The 23,379-nt window shown below is 56.1% G+C and carries 22 protein-coding genes; 10 read left to right on the top strand and 12 right to left on the bottom strand.

Features of this window, described 5'->3' with window-relative positions:
- Positions 1 to 2,768 (top strand): response regulator (locus QVF59_RS17535; RefSeq protein ID WP_287881478.1); only part of this gene is annotated, 2,768 nt, incomplete at its 5' end.
- Positions 2,769 to 2,780: 12 nt separating this feature from the next.
- Positions 2,781 to 3,905, top strand: a complete 1,125-nt coding sequence (locus QVF59_RS17540) for a response regulator (protein ID WP_159877340.1) — start codon at positions 2,781 to 2,783, stop codon at positions 3,903 to 3,905.
- 46 nt (positions 3,906 to 3,951) lie between these two features.
- On the opposite strand, the gene QVF59_RS17545 is transcribed toward QVF59_RS17540, so the two are convergent.
- Positions 3,952 to 4,077, bottom strand: a complete 126-nt coding sequence (locus QVF59_RS17545; RefSeq protein ID WP_287881480.1) for a hypothetical protein — start codon at positions 4,075 to 4,077, stop codon at positions 3,952 to 3,954.
- Between the two features lie 182 nt (positions 4,078 to 4,259).
- Here QVF59_RS17545 and QVF59_RS17550 point away from each other — a divergent pair, with 182 nt between their 5' ends.
- Positions 4,260 to 5,996 carry a PHA/PHB synthase family protein gene (locus tag QVF59_RS17550; protein WP_287881482.1) on the top strand — a complete coding sequence of 579 codons (1,737 nt, stop codon included), beginning with the start codon at positions 4,260 to 4,262 and terminating at the stop codon, positions 5,994 to 5,996.
- A 64-nt stretch (positions 5,997 to 6,060) separates the two neighbouring features.
- Here QVF59_RS17550 and QVF59_RS17555 read toward each other — a convergent pair whose 3' ends face one another.
- Entirely contained in the window at positions 6,061 to 6,369 is a 309-nt protein-coding gene (locus QVF59_RS17555) for a hypothetical protein (protein ID WP_159877342.1), read from the bottom strand.
- Between the two features lie 281 nt (positions 6,370 to 6,650).
- Here QVF59_RS17555 and QVF59_RS17560 point away from each other — a divergent pair, with 281 nt between their 5' ends.
- The 3 genes from QVF59_RS17560 to QVF59_RS17570 all read left to right on the top strand — a co-directional run bounded on the left by QVF59_RS17560 (position 6,651) and on the right by QVF59_RS17570 (position 9,969).
- Positions 6,651 to 6,932, top strand: a complete 282-nt coding sequence (locus QVF59_RS17560; RefSeq protein ID WP_287881484.1) for a DUF3761 domain-containing protein — start codon at positions 6,651 to 6,653, stop codon at positions 6,930 to 6,932.
- Positions 6,933 to 7,465: 533 nt separating this feature from the next.
- Positions 7,466 to 8,056 carry a substrate-binding periplasmic protein gene (locus QVF59_RS17565; RefSeq protein WP_502866815.1) on the top strand — a complete coding sequence of 197 codons (591 nt, stop codon included), beginning with the start codon at positions 7,466 to 7,468 and terminating at the stop codon, positions 8,054 to 8,056.
- 518 nt (positions 8,057 to 8,574) lie between these two features.
- Complete coding sequence (locus QVF59_RS17570) at positions 8,575 to 9,969, top strand: B12-binding domain-containing radical SAM protein (protein WP_287881486.1); 1,395 nt, start codon at positions 8,575 to 8,577, stop codon at positions 9,967 to 9,969.
- Between the two features lie 114 nt (positions 9,970 to 10,083).
- Here the strand turns inward: QVF59_RS17570 and QVF59_RS17575 are convergent, their stop codons facing one another.
- From QVF59_RS17575 to QVF59_RS17585, 3 genes are all read right to left on the bottom strand, one after another.
- A complete protein-coding gene (locus QVF59_RS17575; protein WP_287881488.1) occupies positions 10,084 to 10,509 on the bottom strand; it encodes a hypothetical protein in 426 nt (141 codons plus the stop codon).
- A 270-nt stretch (positions 10,510 to 10,779) separates the two neighbouring features.
- Positions 10,780 to 11,127, bottom strand: coding sequence for a hypothetical protein (locus QVF59_RS17580; RefSeq protein WP_287881490.1), 348 nt, complete (start codon positions 11,125 to 11,127; stop codon positions 10,780 to 10,782).
- Positions 11,124 to 11,480: a hypothetical protein gene (locus tag QVF59_RS17585; protein ID WP_159877354.1), complete on the bottom strand. Its 357-nt coding sequence runs from the start codon at positions 11,478 to 11,480 to the stop codon at positions 11,124 to 11,126. Before QVF59_RS17585 ends, QVF59_RS17580 begins: the two co-directional genes overlap by 4 nt.
- 142 nt (positions 11,481 to 11,622) lie before the next feature.
- On the opposite strand from QVF59_RS17585, the gene QVF59_RS17590 reads away from it, so the two are divergent.
- Positions 11,623 to 13,731, top strand: a complete 2,109-nt coding sequence (locus QVF59_RS17590) for a TonB-dependent siderophore receptor (protein WP_287881492.1) — start codon at positions 11,623 to 11,625, stop codon at positions 13,729 to 13,731.
- 31 nt (positions 13,732 to 13,762) lie between these two features.
- Positions 13,763 to 14,857, top strand: coding sequence for a PepSY-associated TM helix domain-containing protein (locus tag QVF59_RS17595; RefSeq protein ID WP_287881494.1), 1,095 nt, complete (start codon positions 13,763 to 13,765; stop codon positions 14,855 to 14,857).
- A 137-nt stretch (positions 14,858 to 14,994) separates the two neighbouring features.
- On the opposite strand, the gene QVF59_RS17600 is transcribed toward QVF59_RS17595, so the two are convergent.
- From QVF59_RS17600 to QVF59_RS17630, 7 genes are all read right to left on the bottom strand, one after another.
- On the bottom strand, positions 14,995 to 15,180 hold the full coding sequence (locus tag QVF59_RS17600) for a hypothetical protein (RefSeq protein ID WP_159877360.1): 186 nt from the start codon (positions 15,178 to 15,180) through the stop codon (positions 14,995 to 14,997).
- 645 nt (positions 15,181 to 15,825) lie between these two features.
- A complete protein-coding gene (locus QVF59_RS17605) occupies positions 15,826 to 16,461 on the bottom strand; it encodes a peroxiredoxin (protein ID WP_287881496.1) in 636 nt (211 codons plus the stop codon).
- Between the two features lie 195 nt (positions 16,462 to 16,656).
- On the bottom strand, positions 16,657 to 17,592 hold the full coding sequence (locus QVF59_RS17610; protein ID WP_287881498.1) for a TauD/TfdA dioxygenase family protein: 936 nt from the start codon (positions 17,590 to 17,592) through the stop codon (positions 16,657 to 16,659).
- A gap of 154 nt (positions 17,593 to 17,746) precedes the next feature.
- Positions 17,747 to 18,676 (bottom strand): AEC family transporter, encoded by a 930-nt coding sequence (locus tag QVF59_RS17615; RefSeq protein ID WP_287881500.1) that lies wholly within the window; start codon positions 18,674 to 18,676, stop codon positions 17,747 to 17,749.
- Positions 18,677 to 18,815: 139 nt separating this feature from the next.
- Positions 18,816 to 19,721 carry a LysR substrate-binding domain-containing protein gene (locus tag QVF59_RS17620; protein WP_287881502.1) on the bottom strand — a complete coding sequence of 302 codons (906 nt, stop codon included), beginning with the start codon at positions 19,719 to 19,721 and terminating at the stop codon, positions 18,816 to 18,818.
- A 127-nt stretch (positions 19,722 to 19,848) separates the two neighbouring features.
- Positions 19,849 to 21,258, bottom strand: coding sequence for an MFS transporter (locus tag QVF59_RS17625; RefSeq protein WP_287881504.1), 1,410 nt, complete (start codon positions 21,256 to 21,258; stop codon positions 19,849 to 19,851).
- A gap of 70 nt (positions 21,259 to 21,328) precedes the next feature.
- Positions 21,329 to 22,444, bottom strand: a complete 1,116-nt coding sequence (locus QVF59_RS17630; RefSeq protein WP_287881506.1) for a porin — start codon at positions 22,442 to 22,444, stop codon at positions 21,329 to 21,331.
- Between the two features lie 262 nt (positions 22,445 to 22,706).
- On the opposite strand from QVF59_RS17630, the gene QVF59_RS20880 reads away from it, so the two are divergent.
- On the top strand, positions 22,707 to 22,979 hold the full coding sequence (locus tag QVF59_RS20880) for a TetR/AcrR family transcriptional regulator (RefSeq protein ID WP_353851354.1): 273 nt from the start codon (positions 22,707 to 22,709) through the stop codon (positions 22,977 to 22,979).
- On the top strand, positions 22,861 to 23,358 hold the full coding sequence (locus QVF59_RS17635) for a hypothetical protein (protein ID WP_287881508.1): 498 nt from the start codon (positions 22,861 to 22,863) through the stop codon (positions 23,356 to 23,358). The genes QVF59_RS20880 and QVF59_RS17635 overlap by 119 nt, the downstream gene beginning before the upstream one ends.
- The last annotated feature ends 21 nt before the right edge of the window (positions 23,359 to 23,379 follow it).

Raw genomic sequence — 23,379 nt, forward strand, 5'->3', positions numbered from 1 at the left:
TTTCCATCAGCGGCCTGCTTGGCGCAGGACCACAATCCACTGCATGGCTGTATATGTTCTGGCATGGCGGTTTTCCCCTGCTGCTTGTCGCCTACATGCACCAGGCGAAAAAGACGTCTGCCACTCCAGGCGTAAAAGTAAAAGCGGCCCGAGAAATTGCCCTTGCCATCATGGCCGCACTCTGCCTGACCGTATTGTGTACCCTGCTGGCTACCCGCTTGCATGGCAACTTGCCAAGCATCATGCACGGCAATCACTACACCCCGACCATGCGCATGGTCGTGGGAAGCGTATGGGGGCTCAGCCTGCTGGCATTCCTGCAACTCTTGCGACGCAGCAAGCATACCGTGCTGGATTTGTGCCTGAGCATGGTGATGTTTTCCTGGCTCTGTGATATTGCCTTGTCCGCCATGCTGAATGCAGGCCGGTTTGATTTGGGATTTTATGTAGGCCGGATTTATGGTTTGCTGGCGGCTAGCTTTGTATTGATCATGTTGCTGATGGAAAACAGCTTGTTGTATGCACGGATGCTGAAAACGGCAACCATGTTGCGTGAGGCAAAACTGGTGGCAGAAGACGCAACGCACGCCAAATCCATGTTTCTGGCCAATATGAGCCATGAAATCCGCACCCCGATGAATGCCATCATCGGCCTGTCCTACCTCGCGCTGAAAACCGCGCTGGCACCCCAACAGCGAAGTTATGTCAGCAAAATCCATAATGCGGGCACCTCGCTGCTGGGTGTGGTCAACGATATTCTCGATTTGTCCAAAGCAGAAGCAGACCGTATTGAGCTGGAGAATGTCAGTTTCTGCTTGGACGATATTCTCGACCATATCTCATTGCTGCTAGCCCAGAGTGCTGCCGACAAAAACCTGGAGCTGCTGTTCGAATACAACCAGACAGTGCCGCAAGGGCTGGTGGGAGACCCGCTAAGGCTAGGCCAGATCTTGACCAATCTGGTTGGTAATGCCATCAAGTTTACCGATAGCGGGCAAGTCAAAATCAGCATCGGCGTGCTGGAACAAGTGGGAGACAAGCTGAAAATACATTTTAGCGTTCGCGACACCGGCATCGGCATGGATGAGGCCCAGCGTGCCAACCTGTTCCAGCCCTTCCAGCAGGCTGATGGCTCCACCACCCGCAGGTATGGCGGTACCGGACTGGGCCTGGTGATTGCCAAACGACTCATCGAACTGATGGGTGGAGAAATTCAGCTTGAATCCCGCCCGGGTCACGGCAGCGCCTTTATGTTCAGCATCTGGCTAGGGATGAATACACGGGCAATTAAATGCCTGCAGGATCTGCCAACCAGCCTGAAAGGCAAGCGGGTTCTGGTTGTAGACGATAACGCTTCTGCACGCGACATCCTGTCCGAGCAGTTACGGTCAATGGACTTTTCCGTCAGCGCCACCAACTCCGGCCACAATGCACTGGAATGCTTGCAGCAGGCCAGTACGGACCACCCGTTCGACATGGTTTTTATCGACTGGATGATGCCGGAAATGGACGGCATTGAAGTCAGCAGGATAATTCGTACCCGCTATCCTGAAATATGCATCGTGATGGTGACGGCATTTGGTCATCACGATATCCGTGCACAAGCCGAGGCCATCGGAATCCAGGCATTTCTGGTCAAGCCGGCAAACCAGTCGTCGCTGCTAAATGTCATGCTGCAGCTTGCCGGCATGGAAGCACGCCAGGATTTCAGCCAGAAAACCGCTGACGACCAGTTGCCCAGGCTAAATGGCATGCGGGTTCTGCTGGTTGAAGACAACAAGATCAACCAGCAGATTACGCTTGAGCTGCTGGACTGGGCTGGTGCCAGCACGACGCTGGCAGAAAACGGCCAGCAAGCGATAGATCTCTTGCAGCTACATGGCCCTTCCAGATTCGATATCGTGCTGATGGACGTACAGATGCCGGTTCTGGATGGCATGGAAGCCACGCGCCGTATCAAGCAAGACGCACGCTTCGAGAACCTGCCCATCATTGCCCTGACCGCAGATGCGGTAAACAGGGAAAGGGAGCACTGTGCCAGGGCCGGCATGGTGGACCACATCATCAAGCCCATCGACCCGCATCTGATGTTTGAAACCATGCTCCGCTGGGGGCAAGCTGCCATGAACGACACAAACGGCTTACCACTGACAATGGAAGTACTGGATAAACACGACACTATCCCGGGACTGGCTGAAGTCGCAGGCCTGGACCAGGCGCTGGGGTTGGTCCATGTCGCAGGCAACCAGGCCTTGTATCTTCATTTGTTGCAGCAGTTCATCGCCGAGGAATCCACTGCGGTAACAAGGCTGACCGCAGCACTGCAGCAGGGCGATGCAAGCACCGCCGGGCGCATCGTCCACAGCCTGAAAGGCATTGCCGGCAGCATCGGCTTGTCACGACTGCAGGCCGTGTGCATTGATTTGCAGGAAACAATCCGGCAGGGACAGGATGCAACTCCCCTGCTGTCGATACTGGATCAACAGCTGTCCGAAATCATCACCGCCATGCGCGCTTCCCTGCAGATGCAACAGCAAGCCACGCACACCACCACAAGCCGGCCTGAAACCATATTGCAGACACTGGCGGAACTGCTGGCTAGCGGTGACGGTGAAGCACTAAGCTATTTTCTGGAGATGGCAGTCTCCATCAGGAGCATACTGCCAAGCGATGACTTTAGCGCACTTGAACAGGCAATCCGTCAGTTCGACTTTCTTGTCGCCTTGCATATCGTGACCACGACTCAAGGCCATCTCGACCCAGGATGAGAGCGTTTCACCATGATTTCCATTGCTGAATCCATGGCCCGGCAAACCGTGCTGATTGTCGACGACACCCCGGAAAACCTTACCCTGCTTTACAGTCTGCTGAAAGACAAATACCGGGTATTGGTGGCAAACAGCGGCGAACGGGCCTTGCAATTACTGGCAGCAGAGGCCCTGCCCGACCTGGTATTGCTGGATGTGCTGATGCCGGGAATCGGCGGCATTGAGGTATGCCAGCAATTGAAGAGCACCGCACGCACTGCGCACATTCCTGTCATTTTCCTGACCGCCATGGTTGAGCGTGAAGCAGAACAGGCTGGGTTTGACGCCGGTGCCGTGGATTACATCGTCAAGCCATTCTCACCACTGGTAGTGCTGGCTCGCGTCAGAACGCACCTGAAACTAAAGGCCGCAGCCGACTTCCTGCAGGACCAGGCCGCCTTTTTGCAAAAAGAGGTAGAAAAACGCACCCAGGAAGTCCAGGTCATTCAGGATGTCACCATCATGGCTATGGCCTCTCTGGCCGAAACCCGTGACCATGAAACGGGCAATCACATCCGCAGGACACAAAACTATGTCCGCATCCTGGCCCTGCAACTGCAATCGCACCCACGATTCCAGCATTTTCTGGACGAACAGACCATCGAATTGCTGTATAAATCCGCGCCCTTGCACGATATAGGCAAGGTAGGCATCCCGGATTACATCCTGCTAAAACCGGGCACCCTGACCGCAGAAGAGTTTGAAATCATGAAAACCCATACCATTCTGGGGCGGGATGCCATTGCTGTGGCTGAAAAGCTGCTTGATGCCCCCAGCAGTTTTTTGCGGCTGGCACGTGAAATTGCCAACTACCACCAGGAAAAGTGGGATGGCAGCGGCTACCCGGAAGGATTGGCTGGCGATGCCATTCCAATCTCAGCACGCCTGATGGCTGTTGCCGACGTTTATGATGCGCTGATCTCACGTCGCGTCTATAAACCGCCATTTCCGCACGCCACTGCCGTAGAGATGATTCAGGCAGGCCGTGGTCAGCACTTTGACCCGGACATCGTCGATGCCTTCTTGTATGTGGCAGATGACTTTCACCAGATTGCCTTGCAATTTGCAGATAAACACGAGCAAGACGAACAGGATTAAGCAGTATCTGCCATCCACAGCACGCCGGCATGTTTCTGCTGCCAACTCACCAGGCGTCACCACCAGCGCCAAGGCCGCAGACATAAGGGAGCAAATACTGCTCGCCATTCAGGAAGAACAAGACCGCATTGGATCTGGTGTTGGGATAAGCACCGATGGCATGCACATCCATACCTGACACCAACAGTCAGCCAGGGCCGCCACTTGCCGCCAGGAAGCCGGATGGTTCAATGCAGCATCACCTGCCGAAAAATCAGCCTTGCATCAAACAAAGCCGGTAAAGACATATTCTTGCAGGAAGTGTGCGCTATGCTTGAGACATTCATTTCAAGTGCATGTCTTCGGGAGATATTCATGACAAAACCAGCAGCACAACAGTCTTGGTTTATCGATTCTTTTGAGAATGCACAGCATTTTGGCAATATGCTGGAAAACATCTGCGACCCTTTCGGCATTGGCAAATCCGCCATACACACCCAGTTGGCCTGGCTATGCCACCCCGGCAAGCTCGCCGAGTCCAATGTGCAGCTGGCACAGAAGCTGTTTGACCTGCAACAGTATGCTGCCCGCCGCTACTGGGGAATGCAGGGGCCGGATGTAGAAGAAGCACATCCCGAAGACACCCGTTTTGTTGAGCCGGAATGGTCGGACAGTGTGTCTTTCGATATTGCCAAACAGTGGTATCTGATTCTCACCCATCACATTCAGGACATGCTGTACGAAACCCCAGGGCAGTCGGTACAGGCCAAGCGACAGACTGCTTTCTGGTGCCGTAACTGGCTAAATGCGCTCTCACCCAGCAATTTTTTCTGGACCAACCCGGTTGCCATGCGTCGGGCGGTGGAGAGTAATGGTGAAAGCATAAAGCGAGGCTGGCAGAACTTCCTGGAAGACGCCAAACTGGGCACGGTACGCATGAGCAGTACCGAGGAATTCAAAGTAGGGGAAAACCTGGGCACCACCCCAGGCAAGGTAGTCTTCCGCAATGAGCTGTTCGAGCTGATTCATTACACCCCTACCGCCAAGGCCGTACATCAGGTACCCGTGGTGATTGTGCCGCCCTGCATCAACAAGTTTTACGTACTGGACCTGACACCCAAAAAGAGCTTGATCCGCTATCTGCTGGAGCAAGGGCTGGATACCTACATCATCAGCTGGCGCAACCCCGGAGCCGAACAGGCCGGCACCACTTTTGACCAATATCTGCAAGAAGGGCTGGATCAAGCATTCCGGGTGGCACGCGAATTGTCCGCTCAGCCACAAGTCAATGCCGTCGGCTACTGCATAGGTGGAGCCATGCTGGCCACATGGCTGGCATGGAGCAGCCAGCAATACGCAGGCAGCGTCAACCCCGTAGCCAGCGCCACTTTTTTTGCCACCCTGGTGGACTACCACAGCCCTGGTGATATCGAAGTATTCATCGACCCGGCCACCCTGGATTGGCTGGATGGAAAAATGGCCGAAACCGGCTATCTAGATGGCAAGGACATGGCCATGTCCTTCCGTATGCTGCGCCCCAACAGCCTGATCTGGAATTACGTGGTACACGGCTGGCTGTATGGCGAGAAGTTGTCGGCCTTTGATGTGCTGTACTGGAATATGGATACAACCCGCATGCCGGCAGCCATGCACTCCTGGTATCTGCGCCAGTTTTACCTGCACAACAATCTGATCAAGCCCAATGCACTGAATGTTGCCGGGCATGACATCAATCTGGAAAACATCACACAGCCGGTATATGCCGTTGCCGCCGTGGATGACCATATCGCACCGTGGAAGCAGTCCTTCCGGCTCAATCACCTGTTAACCGGCGACAAGCGCTTTGTGCTGTCTACCTCTGGCCACATCCTAGGCATTGTCAACCCTCCGGTCAGCCCGCCCAAACGAGCATTCTGGGTGGGTCAGGCAGAACGCCACCAGAGTCCTGAACACTGGAAACAATCTGCCGAACACCACACTGGCAGCTGGTGGGAGGACTGGATGCAATGGCTGAAGCCACAATCGGGCGAACTGGCAAAGGCCCCTGCCGTCAGCAGCCGCCAGTACCCGGCACTGGCTGACGCGCCAGGTAGCTACGTGCTGGAGCCCTAAGCAAGCACCATTGCTCTCACCCCCACTGCACTGCCTGAACCGGTAGCAAAGCTCATGCCGGCCATCACGGCCTTTGCTGCCGGGCCGGCACATTATCTTGCCATGGCGGCGGCACCAGTGCGTGTACGCTCCAGCAGGCCAGCACGCCCCACAATACCGCCAGTCCATTAGCCAGGGTAAACAGCACATGAAATACCTTGGGCGCAGCAAGCCAGCCTTCCAGATGATTTTCCCCCAGCAGCAATGACAAGCCACAGAGCAGCAAGGTGACATTGCGCTTGGTGTGCAGATCCGGCTGCCGGGCTGCCCAGCCGAAGATAAAGGCGATAAACAGGTCAAAAAAAGCAATTTCCCGCTGCCAGTGCAAAGACATTGCCCAGGTCGTACCCGCAGCAGTCCACCCAGGCAGGACAATATGAGACACGGCAGCACAGAGTGCAGCCACCGTCCACAGCCTCAGCAGAATGTCGAAGCGGGTGCACGCTGACGAGGTGGTTACCTTCATTTTCTGGATTGCCATCAACACGCGCTTTCTGCAGATGAAGTGTGGGTTGCCCTCCTTGCGGGGCAATGGACAACAGCTATTTCTTAACAATAGCTGGAACATGATAATACTTACATGTCATACTTGGCCATTACCAAGAAAATGCCATCATGAAATATGCTGCCCTGTTCCTGCTCGCCACCCTCACCTGCCAAACACTGTTTGCCCAAACCCCGGCCCAGGTCAACAACCAGCCGGTTGAAGCCCAGCTAATCGAACATGGCAGCTATACCAACAAGGATGGCAACAGCGTACACAGCCCTGCCCACAGCAAATCCGGACAAGCCCCGCGCGGTGCTACCGCAAAATGCCGCGATGGCAGCTACAGTTTCAGCCAACACCACCGCGGCACCTGCTCCCGCCATGGTGGGGTCAGCGAGTGGTTAAGCTAACAAGCCATGCCGGCTGCAAAAGCTTTTTCTGATCGGCAACAAGCCAATTAAATGCTGACACCGACCAAGCTCCACAAGCGCCTCACAAATCGCCTCTCCAGTCCTGACATGGTTTAAACCTGCTCCCCCCCGCCCCTGCGTTGCGCTGTCTTGCCAAACGACCGATACCATCTGCATGGCGTACCTTGGCCCGAGTCCTCTTCGAGCTTTGCTCAGCCGCTTTTAGAACACACCTACGTCTCCCCCTCTCGACCGTCGGTGCTTTAACGCCCCATTTCACCGGTGAAAATACTTAGTTCACCCCGGTCAGGCTATTTCCCCACACAAAACGAGTGCCTGGCACTTATAAAGAAAACAAAAGATATAGCCGCCACAGAGGAGCACCCCTTATGGCTGCCCTGCCAAACAGACTGTTACCAGTACTGCTGCTGATGCCATGCCTTGCACACGCATCACAACCCGACAAGATCATCGATCTTGAATGTGACTACCTGCCCAACGTCTGCAACCAGCCAGGAGAGCCAACACCGGGCATGATGATTGAGATTGGCAGCGAAGCCATACGCCGGGCCGGTTTTATCCCGCGTACGAAAATTCGCCCGTGGAATCGCGCCATGCGCGAAGTCATTGACCGTCCCAATGCAGTCATCATCTACTTTGCCCGCACACCTGAACGAGAAGCATTATTCCGCTGGATTGCCGTCACCAACACCACGGATTTCAAATTTTTCACCAAAGACGGCACCGCGCCATACCACACAGTGCAACAGGCCGCTGCCGCTGGGCTGATTGGTGTTCGCAGCGGCTCCAGCATCATCAGTTGGCTGACCCAGCAAGGCATCACCCAGCGACAGCTGGAACAAAGCCAGCTTGCCGAAATGGCCAAAATGCTCAAAGCCGGGCGTATCGCCAGTTTCCTTGGTGCATCCATCACCTTCAAAACCATCTACCTGCAACAAACCGGAGCACTGCCGGTAGAAGGTGATGTGGTTTACAGCAGCCAAAGCTGGCTTGCATCCGGCCCGCGTTTTCCGGCAGAACACGCCGCCAAGATTGCTGCCGCGCTAAGCCGTATGAAACAGGATGGCATTGTCGAACAGCTCATGCGCAAATACGGCAGATAGCACAGCGTGGCCGATGCCAGCCACACATATCAAGCCGGCTCATGTGCACAATCACCGTCACAAGTGAATACCCTCCACACTGGTCATAAAAAATTCATCTTCATCAAAAATCAAGCCATTGCAAAGACGGGATAAGCTTGGCAGCAGCAAAATCACACACCCACACACCTTGCTCCATATCAAGATGAAATCCGATAGGAAAAACGATACCGTCAGCAACAAGCCTCAAGTATTTCATAAAACACTGATTAATATACACATGGCAAATCCAGCGCTGCGCATTGCACAAGCAGACATGTCTTTAATTACAATTTTCACCAAGCTCGCCATTTAATATATCCTTACAAAAATTGACATCGCCACATTCAGTGATTGCAAACCAGCCCTCACAGTAAATTTTGCTGGCCCGGTGTCAATACGCCCAGCTACCTGCATAGCCGAGCCGATGTATTTTGCATAAAACATGGCAAAGTCAGATACCTTGCCACACAGACAATAATTCAGATGGGAGAGTGCTTTTGAAAGTACTGCTGATATGCCCCTACCTTGATGACCCCAGTATCAAGCGTAACGACTTTCTTCCGTCTGCGGCCCTGCTAAGCCTGGCATCGGTACTGCGTGCAGCCGGACACGAACCGGTATTGCTGGATCTCAACAGCAAACGGACTCACCAGCAGCCCGAACCGACCCGCTACTGTCATGAGCGCATCATCCAGACAATCAGGCAGGAGAGGCCTGGCTTTGTCGGCATCTCTTTTTTGTTTTCCGGCTTCATGCAAACCGCAATGGACTATGCCCGGACAGTCAAGCAGACCGATCCCAGCCTGAAAATCATGACTGGTGGCATTCACGCCACTACCTATCCCAAGGAAATCCTCAGCTTCTGCCATGACTTCGACTACATCGCACTAGGCGAAGGTGAACCGCAAATGGTGGAAATGGCCAAGCGTATTGCCAGCGGTACGCTGGGAAATTTGCGCGAGATAAAATCATTTGCTTTCCGGGATCAGGATGGTGCGGTGCATGTAAACCAGGAGCGGGAATGGATCAACTACGAAGACCTCCCCATGCAGGCCTGGGACATGGTGGATTTCACCGAATTTGAAATGGACCTTGGCAACTACTCCAATTTCAAGAACCATGACATCAAGAATGTGGTACCCGTCATTTCAGAACGGGGCTGTCCATTCAAGTGTACCTTCTGCGACATGTACATCGTGCAGGGAAGAAAGTTAAGACGCCGTTCACCGCAGCGATTTGTTGATGAGCTGGAGTTTCTTGTCAATGAAAAAGGGCAGCGCTTCTTTACCTTCATGGATGACAACCTGACCGTAGACAATAAACATATTCTGGGCATCTGTAATGAAATACTCCGCCGCGGGCTGGACATCCAGTTCACTACCGCCGGAGGATTGGGTATGAACAGCCTGAAAACAGAAGTAATCGACGCCATGGTTGCCGCCGGAATGACATCTGCACTGTTGGCACCCGAACACGGTTCAGAATATATCCGCAATACGGTCATCAAGAAGGGACTGAAGCGGGATACCATTTATCAGGTAGTGGAAGACCTGAAAAAACATCGCGTCAGCCTGGCGGGAAACTGGATCATGGGATTTCCCGAAGACACCAACGAGACGCTGCAAGAAACCATGGACATGATTGATGAACTGCAGCTGGATCGAAACTGGGTTGGTGCACTCATTCCCTTTCCCGGAACACCAATATTCGATCAGTGCGTTCGGGATAATCTGTTTATTGATGGCATTGACACCAGCAATTTATGGCGCGAACCCGTACGCGCCCATCAGGAAGGCTGTGTCATCAAACCCTATAATATGACACTGGAAGATCTATTCAACTGGCGCCGCCAGTTTATTGACATCCGCTTCAAATACATGCGCCAGCTGTAAAACGGGCAGAGTATCTGCCGCCGCTGGCGGCAGATTTTCATCTGAATACTTCCGAGCTTCAACTCCACTGTCGGAAATCTTTTCCACAATATATCCCGGCCTGCCTTGCAATGACTACATCACTCGCACTGGCCGCACTTGGCCGGCCATGTCGGGATTTACCAGCAACGCGATGACAGCGCCGGTACGGTCCAGATCAAAAGCGACCCCATATGCCATGGGGCTTGCATGAACACCATCGCCCAGCCTGAGCTGCTCCACCTCCATGCGCGTCACTGGCAGTGTCAGGTCGACACAAGGTGCTGCGCATGCCAGAACCATGCGGTATTGCCCCGCCCCCTGATAGGCAATGTCCTTCACCCGATAATGTGCAGCATAGTATGCATTGCCACCACCCATGCTTGAGGTGTAGATACTCAACCCAGACGCATCAATGGAAAACATGCTGCTATCGCCAAGAAATGTCGATGCGCACAGCAATGGGCTAGCAGCCAGCAGTGCCAAAGCCAATAAACCGGTACAAATCGGATTTTGCTTCATGTATCCGCCCACGCAGTGATGAATGCACCATACTAGCGTCACTGCTCAGGCATTTTTAATTACTTGCACAATTTTACGTGCCAGCGCCAGCTACCGCTGGCGGCAAACGATGGTAACTTTAACTGTATAAAAAAGCAGGCTTTACAATCAATGTTGCCATCCATTTTCCAGCAACAATCAAACCACCATCTATGCGATAGCAGTTTTCAGATGAAGACTAGAAACCGTAAACAATGATCAGCCTGAGAACAGGCCAGTAATTGTATTTATTCACATCACTTCCCAGCTTCTGCTTTTCAATAGTTGCATTACTCTGGATATCTGCACATGCCAAAACACTGATCCAGGCACCACAGCTGGCTGCCTGATCAATGCTGGGCGAACCAGTAAAGTCACCCCTGCATTCCAGGAAAATCCCAAGCCTTTCTTGCTGGATACCGGATTATCTCCGCCAACGTCCAGGCAAGGAGCTATCTTATTATAATAAATAGCGCCATGCAGATTAAGCACATCAGTGGTGGAACAGATTATGCCATTCAATATAACCGTACCACTCATCCCGTCAAAAGTTGCATTAGCATCTGCCTTGTGGCCGTTATACAGAACATCTGCACTCAAGCGAAAGCTACCGCCCTACGAATAATAATCCGCACACATTTCCGCATTAAATAATTTGAAACGGTAATCGTAGTTGATACTACCTGATTTTCTATTATTAATAGAATAATCAGCACCATAAAAGCCAGCACGTACTTTGTTGGAGTCTTTAACGAGAAGATGTGACAATTCCAGACCAAAACCCTGAGTTCCGACTTTGGCAGCAACACCCAATCAAGATCCATGGCATGCTGTTTGCAGCCGCCAAAGTGCCGGTCACAAATAATAACGCCTTCGCAGATTGATGTATTTTCACTTGATATTTCATTGCTTCCGCCCTGTCTGACCAAGCCTGCCGATGCCAGACCAGGCATCCCGCCCTATCCCTTGCCTCTGGTGCAACTTTTGCCCCGACTGCCGTAGCCAGGCCGGCCTTATGACACCAATGAATGCACGCTACCCCGCTTTTGCAAAATCATGTATGATAATGATTATCATTTATAATAATATTATGTCATGAAACCTGCACATCTTCTCTCCACTTCCCTGCTCATCCTGATTCCACTGACTGCCAAAGCCGACGACACCGCCACACTGGAAACGGTCTCTGTCAGTGCCTCCACTGACAGCCCGCCGACACACAGCTACCAGACCCGCGAAACCAGCGTGGCCGGCTACGCCCAAAGCACACTGGATACCCCGCAAGCCGTGCAAAGCGTCAGTCCGCAAACCATTGCCGACAAGCAGGTAAAAACCCTGACCGAAGCAGTCGGCACTGTCAGCGGCGTAGTGGAAAGCAACACCCTGGCCGGCATCCAGGACAGCTTCACCCGCCGTGGTTTTGGCGAGCGCAATGACGGCAGCATCCTGCGCGATGGCGTCCGCTCTTACCTGATGAGTAATTTCGATGCCACGACCGAGTCCGTGGAGGTTCTGAAAGGGCCGGCATCCTTGCTGTATGGCATTCAGGAGCCCGGCGGCGTCATCAATGTCATCAGCAAAAAACCGGAAAACTCCCCCAAGACCACGCTCAGCGCGCAAAGCTCCAGCTTTGGCGGTGGCTCTGCCACGCTGGACACCACCGGCCCGGTGGGAGATTCCAATTTTGCCTACCGCCTGATTGCCGACAAACAGGACACCGACTACTGGCGCAACTATGGCAGCACCAAACGCAGCATGATTGCCCCTTCCCTGTCCTGGAGCGATGAGCGCAACAAACTGCTGCTGTCTTACCAATACAGCGACTTCTCCACGCCGTGGGACAGAGGCACGGTGTTTTACAATGGCAAGCCACTGAACATCGCCCGGGAAACAAGGCTGGGCGATACGCTGGATGTGGCCCAAGGCCATACCCAGGCTGCAACGGCCAGCTTCAGCCGCTTGCTGGGCAATCAGTGGAGCCTGGACAGCCGGCTGGCCTGGAATGAAATCAGCTACAGCAACTACGAAACCCGCGCCACCGCATACAACGCCCGCACCGGCGTACTGACCAGACGGCTGGATGGCAATGTGGTGAACAACAGCACACTGGCCTTTTCCACCAAATTGCAGGGCGAGCTGTCCATCCTCGGGCAGAACCACAAGCCTGTCATCGGCCTGGATCTCACCCAGTCACGCGAACTGCGCTCGGATACCTTCCGTGGCAGTGCCAGCACCGCCACCCAACTCAATGTCAACAACCCGGTCTACGGCGTGCTCAGCCCGGCCAATACCACGCTCAGTGCCAGCCAGAGCGATAACCGCAGCAGCATCGACACCCAGTCGCTGCTGCTGATGGACAACTGGGAACTGTCACCGCAATGGCGCACCACCTATGGTCTGCGCTATCAGCATTACCGTCAGGAAGATGGCGTGGGCCGGCCTTATGTGGTGAGCGACCGCAGCGATGGCTATACCGCCCTGCCGCAGTTTGGCCTGATCTACAAACTCAATCCGCACTGGTCGCTCTACGGCAGTTACAGTGAGTCTTTTGTCCCCAATGCAGCCAGTGATGGCCAAAGCTTTGAGCCGGAACGCGGCGTGTCGCACGAGGCGGGCCTGAAGCTGGAACAAAATGGCATTAGCGCTACCGCAGCGGTGTTCCACATTGAAAAAACCAATGTTGTCGCCACCGACACCGATGGCATCGACAAAGCCATGGGCAAGGTGTGCTCCCAAGGGGTGGAGCTGGATGTCAGCGGTGAAATCACCCGCAAGCTGTCACTGACACTGGCCTGGGCCTATACCGACGCGGTGGTGACCAGTGATCCGGTCTATGCCGGCAAACAGCTTTACAACGTCCCCAAGCACAGTGGCAGCATCAACCTGGCCTACGATCTGGGCAATGACATGTTTGGCAACCACTGGCGCATTGGCGGCGGCACCCGCTATGTAGGCCAACGTCAGGGCGATGCGGCCAACTCCTTCCAACTGCCGTCCTATTACGTGACCGATGCCTTTGTCGCCTGGCAAACCCGTCTACGTGGCCAGAAGCTGGAAATCCAGGCCAATCTGAAAAACGTGTTCGACAAAACCTACTACGCGTCCGGCACCGGCACTACCACCACCAGCAGCAGTGGCAGCGTGTCCACCGTGCGTCTGGGCGATCCGAGTGAGTTGCTGGTCAAGGCCAGCCTGACTTTCTGACACGGCATACAGACAGCATCGGAATACCATCTTGAAACGTTTCATCATCTTGCTGCACCGCTATCTGGGCCTGGGTGCAGCCCTGCTGGCCATCACACTGGGCATCAGCGGCAGCCTGCTGGTTTTCCGGGCCGAACTGCAGTCCGAGATCAGCCCTGACAGCCGACCTACCCTGGCCACGCCCGTCAGCTACCAGGCCGCTTATGCCATGGCGCGGCTGCACTACCCGCATGCCGATATCAGCCTGCGTTTGCCGGAAAACAGCCGAGACAGCATTCAGGCACGTGTGCGCAGCAAGGGACAGCCAGATATTACCCTGTGGCTGGACCCGGTCAGTGGCCGCATCCTGCAACAACAGGACAGCAATGCCCAAGGCTGGGGCTGGCTGCACGAACTGCATGCACGTCTGCTGCTGCCGGAGGGCAAAATCTGGGTGGGCTGTGCGGGTGTGCTGATCATCCTGGTACTGCTAAGCGGCATCACTCACTGGTGGCCGAAGAACTGGAGCAAGGCCTGGCGTGTACGCCGGGACAAGGGCGTTGCCATTCTGGTGAGCGACCTGCACCGCACCGCCGGTGCCGCCATGCTGCTCTTGCTGCTGCTCAGCACGCTTAGCGGCCTGGTGCTGGCGTTCAATCAGCCCCTGCGTGACTGGCTGACACCAGCCAAACAGGGCAAGCCAGGCAAGCACGCCACCATCCAGCCTACCGGCCAGCGCCTGCCACTGGATGTCCTGGTCCAGCTTGTCCGAACCCGGCTGCCAGAAGGCAGGATAACTGGCATCAACATCAGCGCCAGATCGGACAAACCAGTGGAAATACGCCTGAAAATGCCTGGGGAGATGCATCCGAATGGCAGTACGCTGGTGCAGACAGACCCCTATCAGGGCAAGCAGCTGCGTATCGAGAAAACAGAAACCAGCAACCCCTGGCGTCGCGTCAGCAGTTGGGCGCTGGTGCTGCATGATGGCAGCTTTGCCGGGACCGCCCAACGGGTGGCCACCGCACTCACCGGGCTGCTGCTGATGCTGCTGGGAGGATCGGGTGTCTACCAATGGCTGGCGCGCCGCAGAAAACAGGCCGCGGTACGCACTGCCGGTGTAGCAGCAGGCATTGCCGGACCATAACCATGCATAATCTGGTGCCACCTGGTACGAAGTCATGCGGGACCAAGAAATCGGCCCCTGCCGCACAAGCTGCAGGGGCCGGGTAGGCGGAAACAACCAGGCAGAAACGCAAGTAGGGACATACCGCAAGCGTGGAACTAGAAATCGTCCAGCCCGCAAATCTGCGTATCCTGCTCCATTTCCTTTAGCAGCAGGATTTTGATCGGCACCACCATTTCACGGATGTCCTGCTTGGCGCGGTAGACGTCCGCTTCCAGCTGACACAGTACCAATTGGTATGCCAGATCCAGCATTGCTTCAATATTGGGAGATTCACCGTCCAACGCTTGTTCCTGCTTCTGTAAAAAGTCCGGTGCTCAAAAAAAGACCGGCGGGTTTGCAAGGTGCAGCCTCGTGGTATCAAAGTATCGGCCATTCGACTTGGCCGCGTCCACTCCATATCAAACAAAACGGTACAAGATTTTTAACATGTCCCGAAATGTATGATTCTCAGCCAGGCATCAGGCTACGGATTCAGGGAAGTTTTTATTATCTGGCATGGCATGTTTACCATTCATACCGGAAACCACATATGTATTCTGGCCCTCAACCTGCCGGAGTAAGGCAAGATTATTTGATCTACCAGAGTTTTCCTGTCCGCAACAATCCGGTCAATTGATGAAAATGCTTAGCACATATCAGCTGGGCTTCTGCGACACTCAGCACGCCAAGTGAAATGAGAGCCGTTCAGTCCCGGTGCACAGGAGCTGACACCCTCCGCATGCCAACAAGAAAAGCAGCCATATCCGCACCACAGGTCTGCTGTTTTGCCAGCAGCCATCCTTGTTGACATGATTTTCCGATATTTACGTCCACTCCCACTCCCGCCTTCATCCCATAGATAAAAAAATGCCGGATCGCGAGACCCGGCATGAAGAAGAGACATGCAAGAAGGAGAAACAGAGACAACGGTACAACGGACAACAATATCAAACCGGTTGCGGCGTCAGTCGCAGATAGGGCCGTACGGCACGGTAGCCCTGGGGAAATTTTTCACGGATCAGCGCTTCATCCTGTAGCGACGGCACAATCACCACCTCCTCACCCTGCTGCCAGTTGGCCGGGGTGGCCACGCTGTGATGGTCGGTCAGCTGCAAGGAGTCGATCACCCGCAGGATTTCGGCAAAATTGCGGCCGGTACTGGCCGGGTAGGTAATGATCAGCCTCACCTTGTTTGCAGGGTCGATGATGAACAGCGAGCGCACGGTATGGGTGCTGCTGGCATTGGGGTGAATCAGGTCGTAGGCCTCGGACACCTTGCGGTCCGCATCGGCCACGATGGGGAAATTCACTTCGGTCTGCTGGGTGTCATTGATATCGGCAATCCAGCCATGGTGGGCTTCCACCGGGTCTACCGACAGGGCCAGCACCTTGACATTGCGGCGGGCAAATTCCTGCTGCAATTTGGCGGTGGCACCCAATTCGGTGGTGCACACCGGGGTATAGTCCGCCGGATGGGAAAACAACACGGCCCAGCTGTCACCCTTCCACTGGTGGAAGTTCAGTTCGCCAATGGTGGATTGCTGGCTGAAATCCGGAGCGATGTCGCCAAGTCGCAGAGTCATGCTGGTTTCCTTTAGGGTGTGATTGCGTGATGGGCCTACTGTAAGCACTGTCACGCCGGTCGTGAACCAAGTAAAACTGCGTTGCTTATCAGGCGGCGGCTGGATAAGCCTGGCAAAGGCTGCATAAGCCACCTGTTGCACACCAAAAAGGGCCGCCCACAAGGACGACCCCGGTTTGAAATGCAAGGGCAGCAATTACTGCTGGCTGATAATGCTGCCGGCAGGCTGCGGGCCGTGCTCCAGATAGGCCGACACGCGCTCGCCCCAGCGCTCGAACGGGTAGTAATCCCAGATGGCATGGTGCTGGGTGGCCCAGTTGTCCCACAGCAGCAGCATGTCCGGCTGCCAGTGAATGCGCGCCTGGAAGGACTGGTGTTTTTCGATATGGCGGTACAACAGCTGCAATAGCGCATCGCTTTCGGCGCGGCTCAGCTGCACGATATGCGAGGTAAACGCCTCATTCACAAACAGGAAGGGGCGACCGCTGACCGGGTGCTTTGCCACCACCGGGTGTTCGCTGGCATTGAATACCTGGCCGGGTTTCGGTTCGGCACCATAGCCATTGCTCCAGCCTTCCCGCCCGTCATGCACGGCAGTCAGCCCCAGCAGCAGTTGCTTGATGGGTTCAGACAAGGATTCATACGCCAGATAGAGGTTGGCAAACGCCGTGTCGCCACCGCCGACTTCCGGCAGGCGGGTGACGCGCAGGAAAGACGCCCAGATGGGGTGCGGGTCGCAAGACACATCGTTATGCCAGGCGTCGCCCGCGGTGTAACGGGTGGTGCGGCCGGTTTTCCAGCCCAGGATTTCCGCATCGCCACTGCGCGCGGTCAGCTGGGTGCTGTCGCCCAGCACGTGCTGGTGCAGGCTGCCAAACAGACGGCCAAAGGCCTTGTGCTGTTCGGCATTGATGGCCTGGCCGGGAAAGGTCAGCACCAGATGTTCGGTCAGCGCCTGGCGGATTTCCTCCAGTTGCGCAGGCGGCAAGGACTGGCTGAGGTCGACACCGCGGATTTCCGCCCCCAGTGCCGGGGACAGGCGTTTGAGGTCGAACGTCTGGTACTGGCTCAGTTCGCGGGTGTTCCAGCCTTCAATGGCCAGCTTGTCGTTGTAATCCTGATAAAAGCTCATCCTGGCTGCCTTTCAAAGCAAGGGGAATGAAAACACGGCCTGTCATGACAGGACATAACCATGTGCATGGAATGGATATTAAAAAACCATTCCCGCATTCCCAACCAAGAAAAACTGGATTGCTTATTCCCTCAAGCGCACGGGCAGGATTGCCTCAGCCTTGCAGCCAGAGCATGCTGCTGATGGAGAAAAACGAAGTCACCGTGGCCGCCAGCAAGCTGGCCGCGCACAAGCCTTCATGGCCGTACTTCTGCCCGATGATGGGATAGATGCTCATCATCGGCGCGCAGGCAAACAGCACCGCCGCCATTTGCAGCCAGGCCGGTACCGGCAACAGGAAATGCAGCAGCAGGAAGATCAGCAAGGGGTGCAGCAGCAGCTTGCCCAGCACGATGGGGGAAATCCGGCGCACGATGCCACGGGTTTTCAGGCCCACCAGCGAGCCGCCAATGACAAACAGTGACAAGGCCACCGACGCCTGTGCCATCAGCTCCAGCACCTTGCTGAGCACGCCCGGCAGCTGCAAGCCTGCCAGCGAGCACAACACCCCGGCGCTGATGGCAATCACCAGCGGCGAGCGCAGCAGGCGTCCGCCCACCTGGCGCAGCAGATGCGCCCTGCCCTTGCCGCTGGCGTCCTGGCTTTCCAGCAGGATCAGCACCAGCGGAAACACCACCGCGTTTTCCACCAGCATGGTCATGGCCAGCGCAATACCGGCCTTGGCCCCCAATAGCTGCGAGACGATGGGAAAGCCGATGAAGCCGCTGTTGGACATGGACATGCCCAGCCCGAACAGCGTGCTAAGACGCATGTCGTAACCGGCCACCATGCGGGCAAACAGCATGCCCAAAGCAAGCGCCAGTAAGGAGCCCAGCGCATAGGCCAGCAGGTAATGCAGGTCCACCACCTCGGCAAAGGACTGCCGGGTGAGCGCGCGGAATATCATCGCCGGCAAGGCAAAGGTGATGACAAACTGCCCCAGCGCACGAATATTGGCCTGGGCAAACCACTGCCGCCAGGTTACCCAGTAGCCGAGGGCGATGAGGATGAAGATGGGTCCGGTGATACTTGCAATAGCCAGCACAATGCTACTTTCCGCCCCAAGAACCTCTAACAAAAACCCTGCTGCTGCGTTGCGCCTGCTTGCCGTACTCTTGTACTGTCGGCGTTGGCGCGCCTTGCCCCAGGGACACTACGCTATTTTGTTAGCCGTTCGGAGGCAATCAGGTTTCGGGGGTATAGCCCAGCCATTCGCGGATATGCTCGCGAATCAGCTCAATGAACAGCTGCTGGGTGAGTGTTGATGGATGACGCAGGCTGATGGCCATGGCCAGCTTGCTGGACAGCACCGGTTCGACAATCTTGCGCACGGTAAAGCGTGAGGCATCGGCCAGCGAGGTCACTGCGCTGCGGGTGAGCACCGCCGAGCCATAGCCATCGGCCACCAGCTCCAGAATGGCGGACACACCGTCGATTTCCAGTTCGATGTGCGGACGGCAGCCGATATTGGCCAGCTCGGACTCCACCAACATGCGGATGGAGTTGGGGCGACTGGGGATGATCAGCGGCGTGCTGGCAACATCACGCAGGGTGATGCTGTCCGGGGCATTGTCAAAGCGGGCCGTCATCAGGAACAGTTCTTCTTCCAGCAAGGGGAAGGTTTCCACTTCGGCAGACGGAATCACGTTGTACAGCAGGGCCACATCCAGCCGCCCGGCCACCAGCGCCTCGTGCATGGTGACGGACAAGCCCTCGCAGATGGACAGCGAGGCATTGGGCAGCCGGGCGCGGAAGGTTTTGGTCAGCGGCACCGCCAATACCTTGAGCAGGCTGGGTGGCAGCCCCACCACCACATGCCCGGCCATGGCACCACGCACCTTGCCCAGCTCCTCCTTCACCCGCTCCACCTGGTGCAGGATGCCCAGGCTGTGCTCCAGCAACACCTTGCCCGCCTCGGTCATGGAAACACCCCGGCCATTGCGGATCAGCAGGTTCTGCCGCAGCTCCACTTCCAGCATGCGGATCTGCCGGCTGAGTGCCGGCTGGGCGATGTTCAGCGTATTGGAGGCGCGGGTAAAACTGCCCAGCTCTGCCACGCAGGTAAAGTATTGCAACTGTTTCAAATCCATATGCCAAACCTTCTTGTCGATTGGCCAGCCAGCGCTGTCTGGCGGCCATTGCTATTCTGTCCCGGGGCAAAGACCCAAGGCAGAAGCATGGCACTGCCTCTGCAGTCTGTCCAAGTACATGTTGGCATCATGCGCCCTCCTCGCCGCGCTGGCTGAGCAACTGCCCGGCATTGGCCGGCAGCTGCCACACATCCCACAGCGCCAGCAGCGTCAGGCCAGCCAGGATGACAAAGGCAAAATGATAATGCGCCAGCTGGCTGGCAGCCGGCAGCCAGCGCTCCGCCAGGCGTAGCGCAATGGCGGCAATGGCGATGCCGAAGCCATAGGCCATGCGCAGCAGCATATTGAACAGGGTGTTGGCATGGCTCATCTGCGCCTGCGGCACATCGACAAAGGCCAGCGTACTCAGCGTGGTAAAGGTCATGGAGCGGGCCATGCCGGACAGCAGCAGCACCAGCACCAGCCACGGCAAGGGCGTGGCCGGCCCGAAACCGGCAATCAGCAGGGTAAGCAGCACCAACGCCAGGCCGCTGAGCAGCAAGGTGGTGCGAAAGCCAAAGCGCCTCAGCGTGCTGCTGGTAATCATTTTCATGCCCAGATTGCCGGCAAACAGGGTGAGCAACAGCAGACCGGCGATGAAGGCATCCAGGCCCATGCCCAGCTGGAACATCAGCGGCAGCAGAAAGGGCGTGGTATTGATGGCGGCGCGCAGCAAGGAGCCGCCAACAATGGTGGTGCGGTAAGTGCGGATGCGCAGGATGGAAAAATCCAGCAAGGGTGCCGTGCTGCGACGGCAATGCCAGCGCAAGGCAAGCAGCAGAACACCAGCACAGGCCAGGCTCAGCATGGTCAGCATCAGCGGCCCCTGCCCGCCCACCTGTTCCAGGCCACTCATCAGCAGCAGGCAAGCTGCACCACACAGCAAGAAGCCCACCCAATCGAAACGGCTGGCAGCCTGCTCATCGCCCTGTACCGGAATCAGCCACCATGCCAATGCAAATGCCAGCACACCCAGCGGCAGATTGAGCAGGAAAATCCAGTGCCAGGAGGCATAGGTGGTAATGAAGCCGCCCAGCGCCGGCCCCAATACCGGTGCCACCAGCCCGGGCCAGGTAATCATGGCAATGGCTTGCATCAGGTTTTGTTTGGGTGTGTTGCGCAGTACGGCCAGGCGCCCCACCGGCACCATCATTGCCCCGCCCACACCCTGCAACACCCGCGCCAGCGCAAACTGCCACAGGCTTTGCGACAAGGCACACAGCAGCGACGCCAAGGTAAACACCACGATGGAAGCCATGAACACGCGGCGACAACCCAGCCGGTCGGCCAGCCAGCCGCTGGCTGGTATCAACAGCGTCAGGGTAAGCAGGTAGGCGGTAATGCCGATATTGAGGTCAACCGGATGCACAGCAAAAGATGCCGCCATCGCCGGCAAGGCGGTATTGATGACGGTAGCATCAAGGTTTTCCATAAAGAAGGCACCGGCCACCAGCAAGGCGATCAGCGAGGAGGAGCTAAAACGGTCAGTAAGGCGCATGGGCAGTCAGACGGATAAAACCGCAAGGCGGGTTGTCCCGGCCCTGCGGTGGTAGCTGCTTACATCAGGATCAGAAGTTTTTCCACATGCCCACAGCCAGCGAATGCTGCTTGGCAGCACCAACGGCAGTGGCGCTGGGGTTGCCACCCAGCACGTAAGTGGCGTTGGCTTCATTGTGCAGCTCGGTCAGCAGCACATAAACCTGGGTGGTTTTGCTCAGTACGCGGTTGTAAGCCAGCGAAGCCATCTTGGCCCCGCTGTCCTGCACGGCAGCCGAACCCTTCCAGGATGCTGCCTGGCCATACTGGGCGGAGAAGATATTGGCCCCGTTGGTATAGGTGCCGATCAGGCTGCCGTAGTTGCGGCTGCGGCTGTGGCCGGTGAGGCTGATGTTGTCCAGGATGTCATGTTCCACCAGGCCACCAACATAGATGCTGCCAAAGTTGTAGCCTGCGGCCAGCATGTGCATCAGGCCGTTCTGGTAGAAGTTGCTGGACATCTGCTGCATGCTGCGGTTTTGCTGGAAGCCGTAGCCCACGCGCAGCTGGCCGTCGTCGTAGTTCAGGTTGCCGGATACCAGCGTAGCGCCATGGGTGGCTGTTTCGGCACCGCCGGTGCCGCTGGTGAGCGAGTACTGGATACGTGCGGTGACATTATTGAATTTAGGCGTCTGGTAGCTTACCGAGTTACCGGCACGCACATCGAAACCGCCACTGGCCAGGCTGCCGCCGTTGGCCCACAGTGTGGCATCGTTGGAAATACCGGTGGCGTACTGGAAGTTGTTGCCCGCGATGTAGTGCAAGTCGTCAATTGCCACCAGGAAGTTACCCGCTTTCAGCGTGCCCAGCTGGCTGGAGCTAAGACCGATAAAGCTTTCCCGACCGGCCCAGGTATTGGAACCGGTGCTGGAGCCATCGTCGATCGCCACACCGGATTCCACCTGCCAGATGGCTTTCAGGCCGTTGCCCAGGTCTTCCGTCCCCTTGAAGCCGATGCGCGAGGTATCGTTTTGCACCTTGGTGGTGGTAAATGCTGCCGATGAGCCAGTTGCCGCACCGGATTTGGTATTTTCAAAGTCAGCATGGATACGGCCATAAATGGTAACCGTAGAGTCATCCGCCAGCGCCGCATTGGCCAGCAGCGGAGAGAGAGAAGCCAGCAGCATCAGTTGGGTCTTGTGTTTCACGTCCATCTCCTATCTGTTTATTCACAGATTAATATTTATTTAAAATAAATTCACATAGCGGGCCTGACATACGAGGGGCTATCCCACCCGGCCCAAACAAACACGCCCTTGCCGGCGACTGCCGCCTGATTGACACCTGTCATCAAAAGCGGTCAGATTCTGCTTTTATTGCCACTTCTCCTTTCATTGGTATCCGGTTTTGACCTCACCAGACTGCCCCACCACACCACTGCCTGCCCGGCGCAAGAACGATCCGGAAGGCATGCGCCAGCGCATTCTGGATGCAGCGCAAAATGAATTCGTCCAGCACGGTTTCAGCGGTGCCCGGCTGGACAACATCGCCGAACAGGCCAACACCAACAAGCGTATGGTGGTGTATCACTTTCACAGCAAGAAAGAGCTACACCAACAAGCGTATGGTGGTGTATCACTTTCACAGCAAGAAAGAGCTGTACATCGCGGTACTGGAGCGGGTGTACGGCGAAATCCGCGACATCGAAAAGCAGCTGCAGCTGCAGGGGCTGCCGCCACGTGAGGCCATGGCCCTGCTCACCGGCTTCACCTTCGACTACCACCACAAGCACCCGGACTTCTGCCGGCTGGTGAGCATAGAAAACATCCACCAGGCGCGGCATATTGCCGATTCCGACATCATCCGCCAGCGCAACCGCAGCGTGATCGAGGTGGTGGAAGGCATTCTGGCGCGTGGCATTGCCGACCAGGTATTTCATGCCCAGGCCGATGCCATCGACGTGCACATGCTGATCAGCTCGCTGTGCTTCTACCGCGTATCCAACCGCCACACCTTTGCCTGCCTGTTCGGGCGGGACCTCACCCAGCCCGAACACGCTGCCAGGCACCGGCAAATCATCATCGATACCGTACTGGCCTATCTGCAGCAGCCACCGGCCTGAGCCCGTGGCCACCGCTCAGCC

The sequence above is a fragment of the Aquitalea sp. genome (genome assembly GCF_030150775.1).
In the GTDB taxonomy this organism is placed as follows: Bacteria; Pseudomonadota; Gammaproteobacteria; order Burkholderiales; family Chromobacteriaceae; genus Aquitalea; species Aquitalea denitrificans.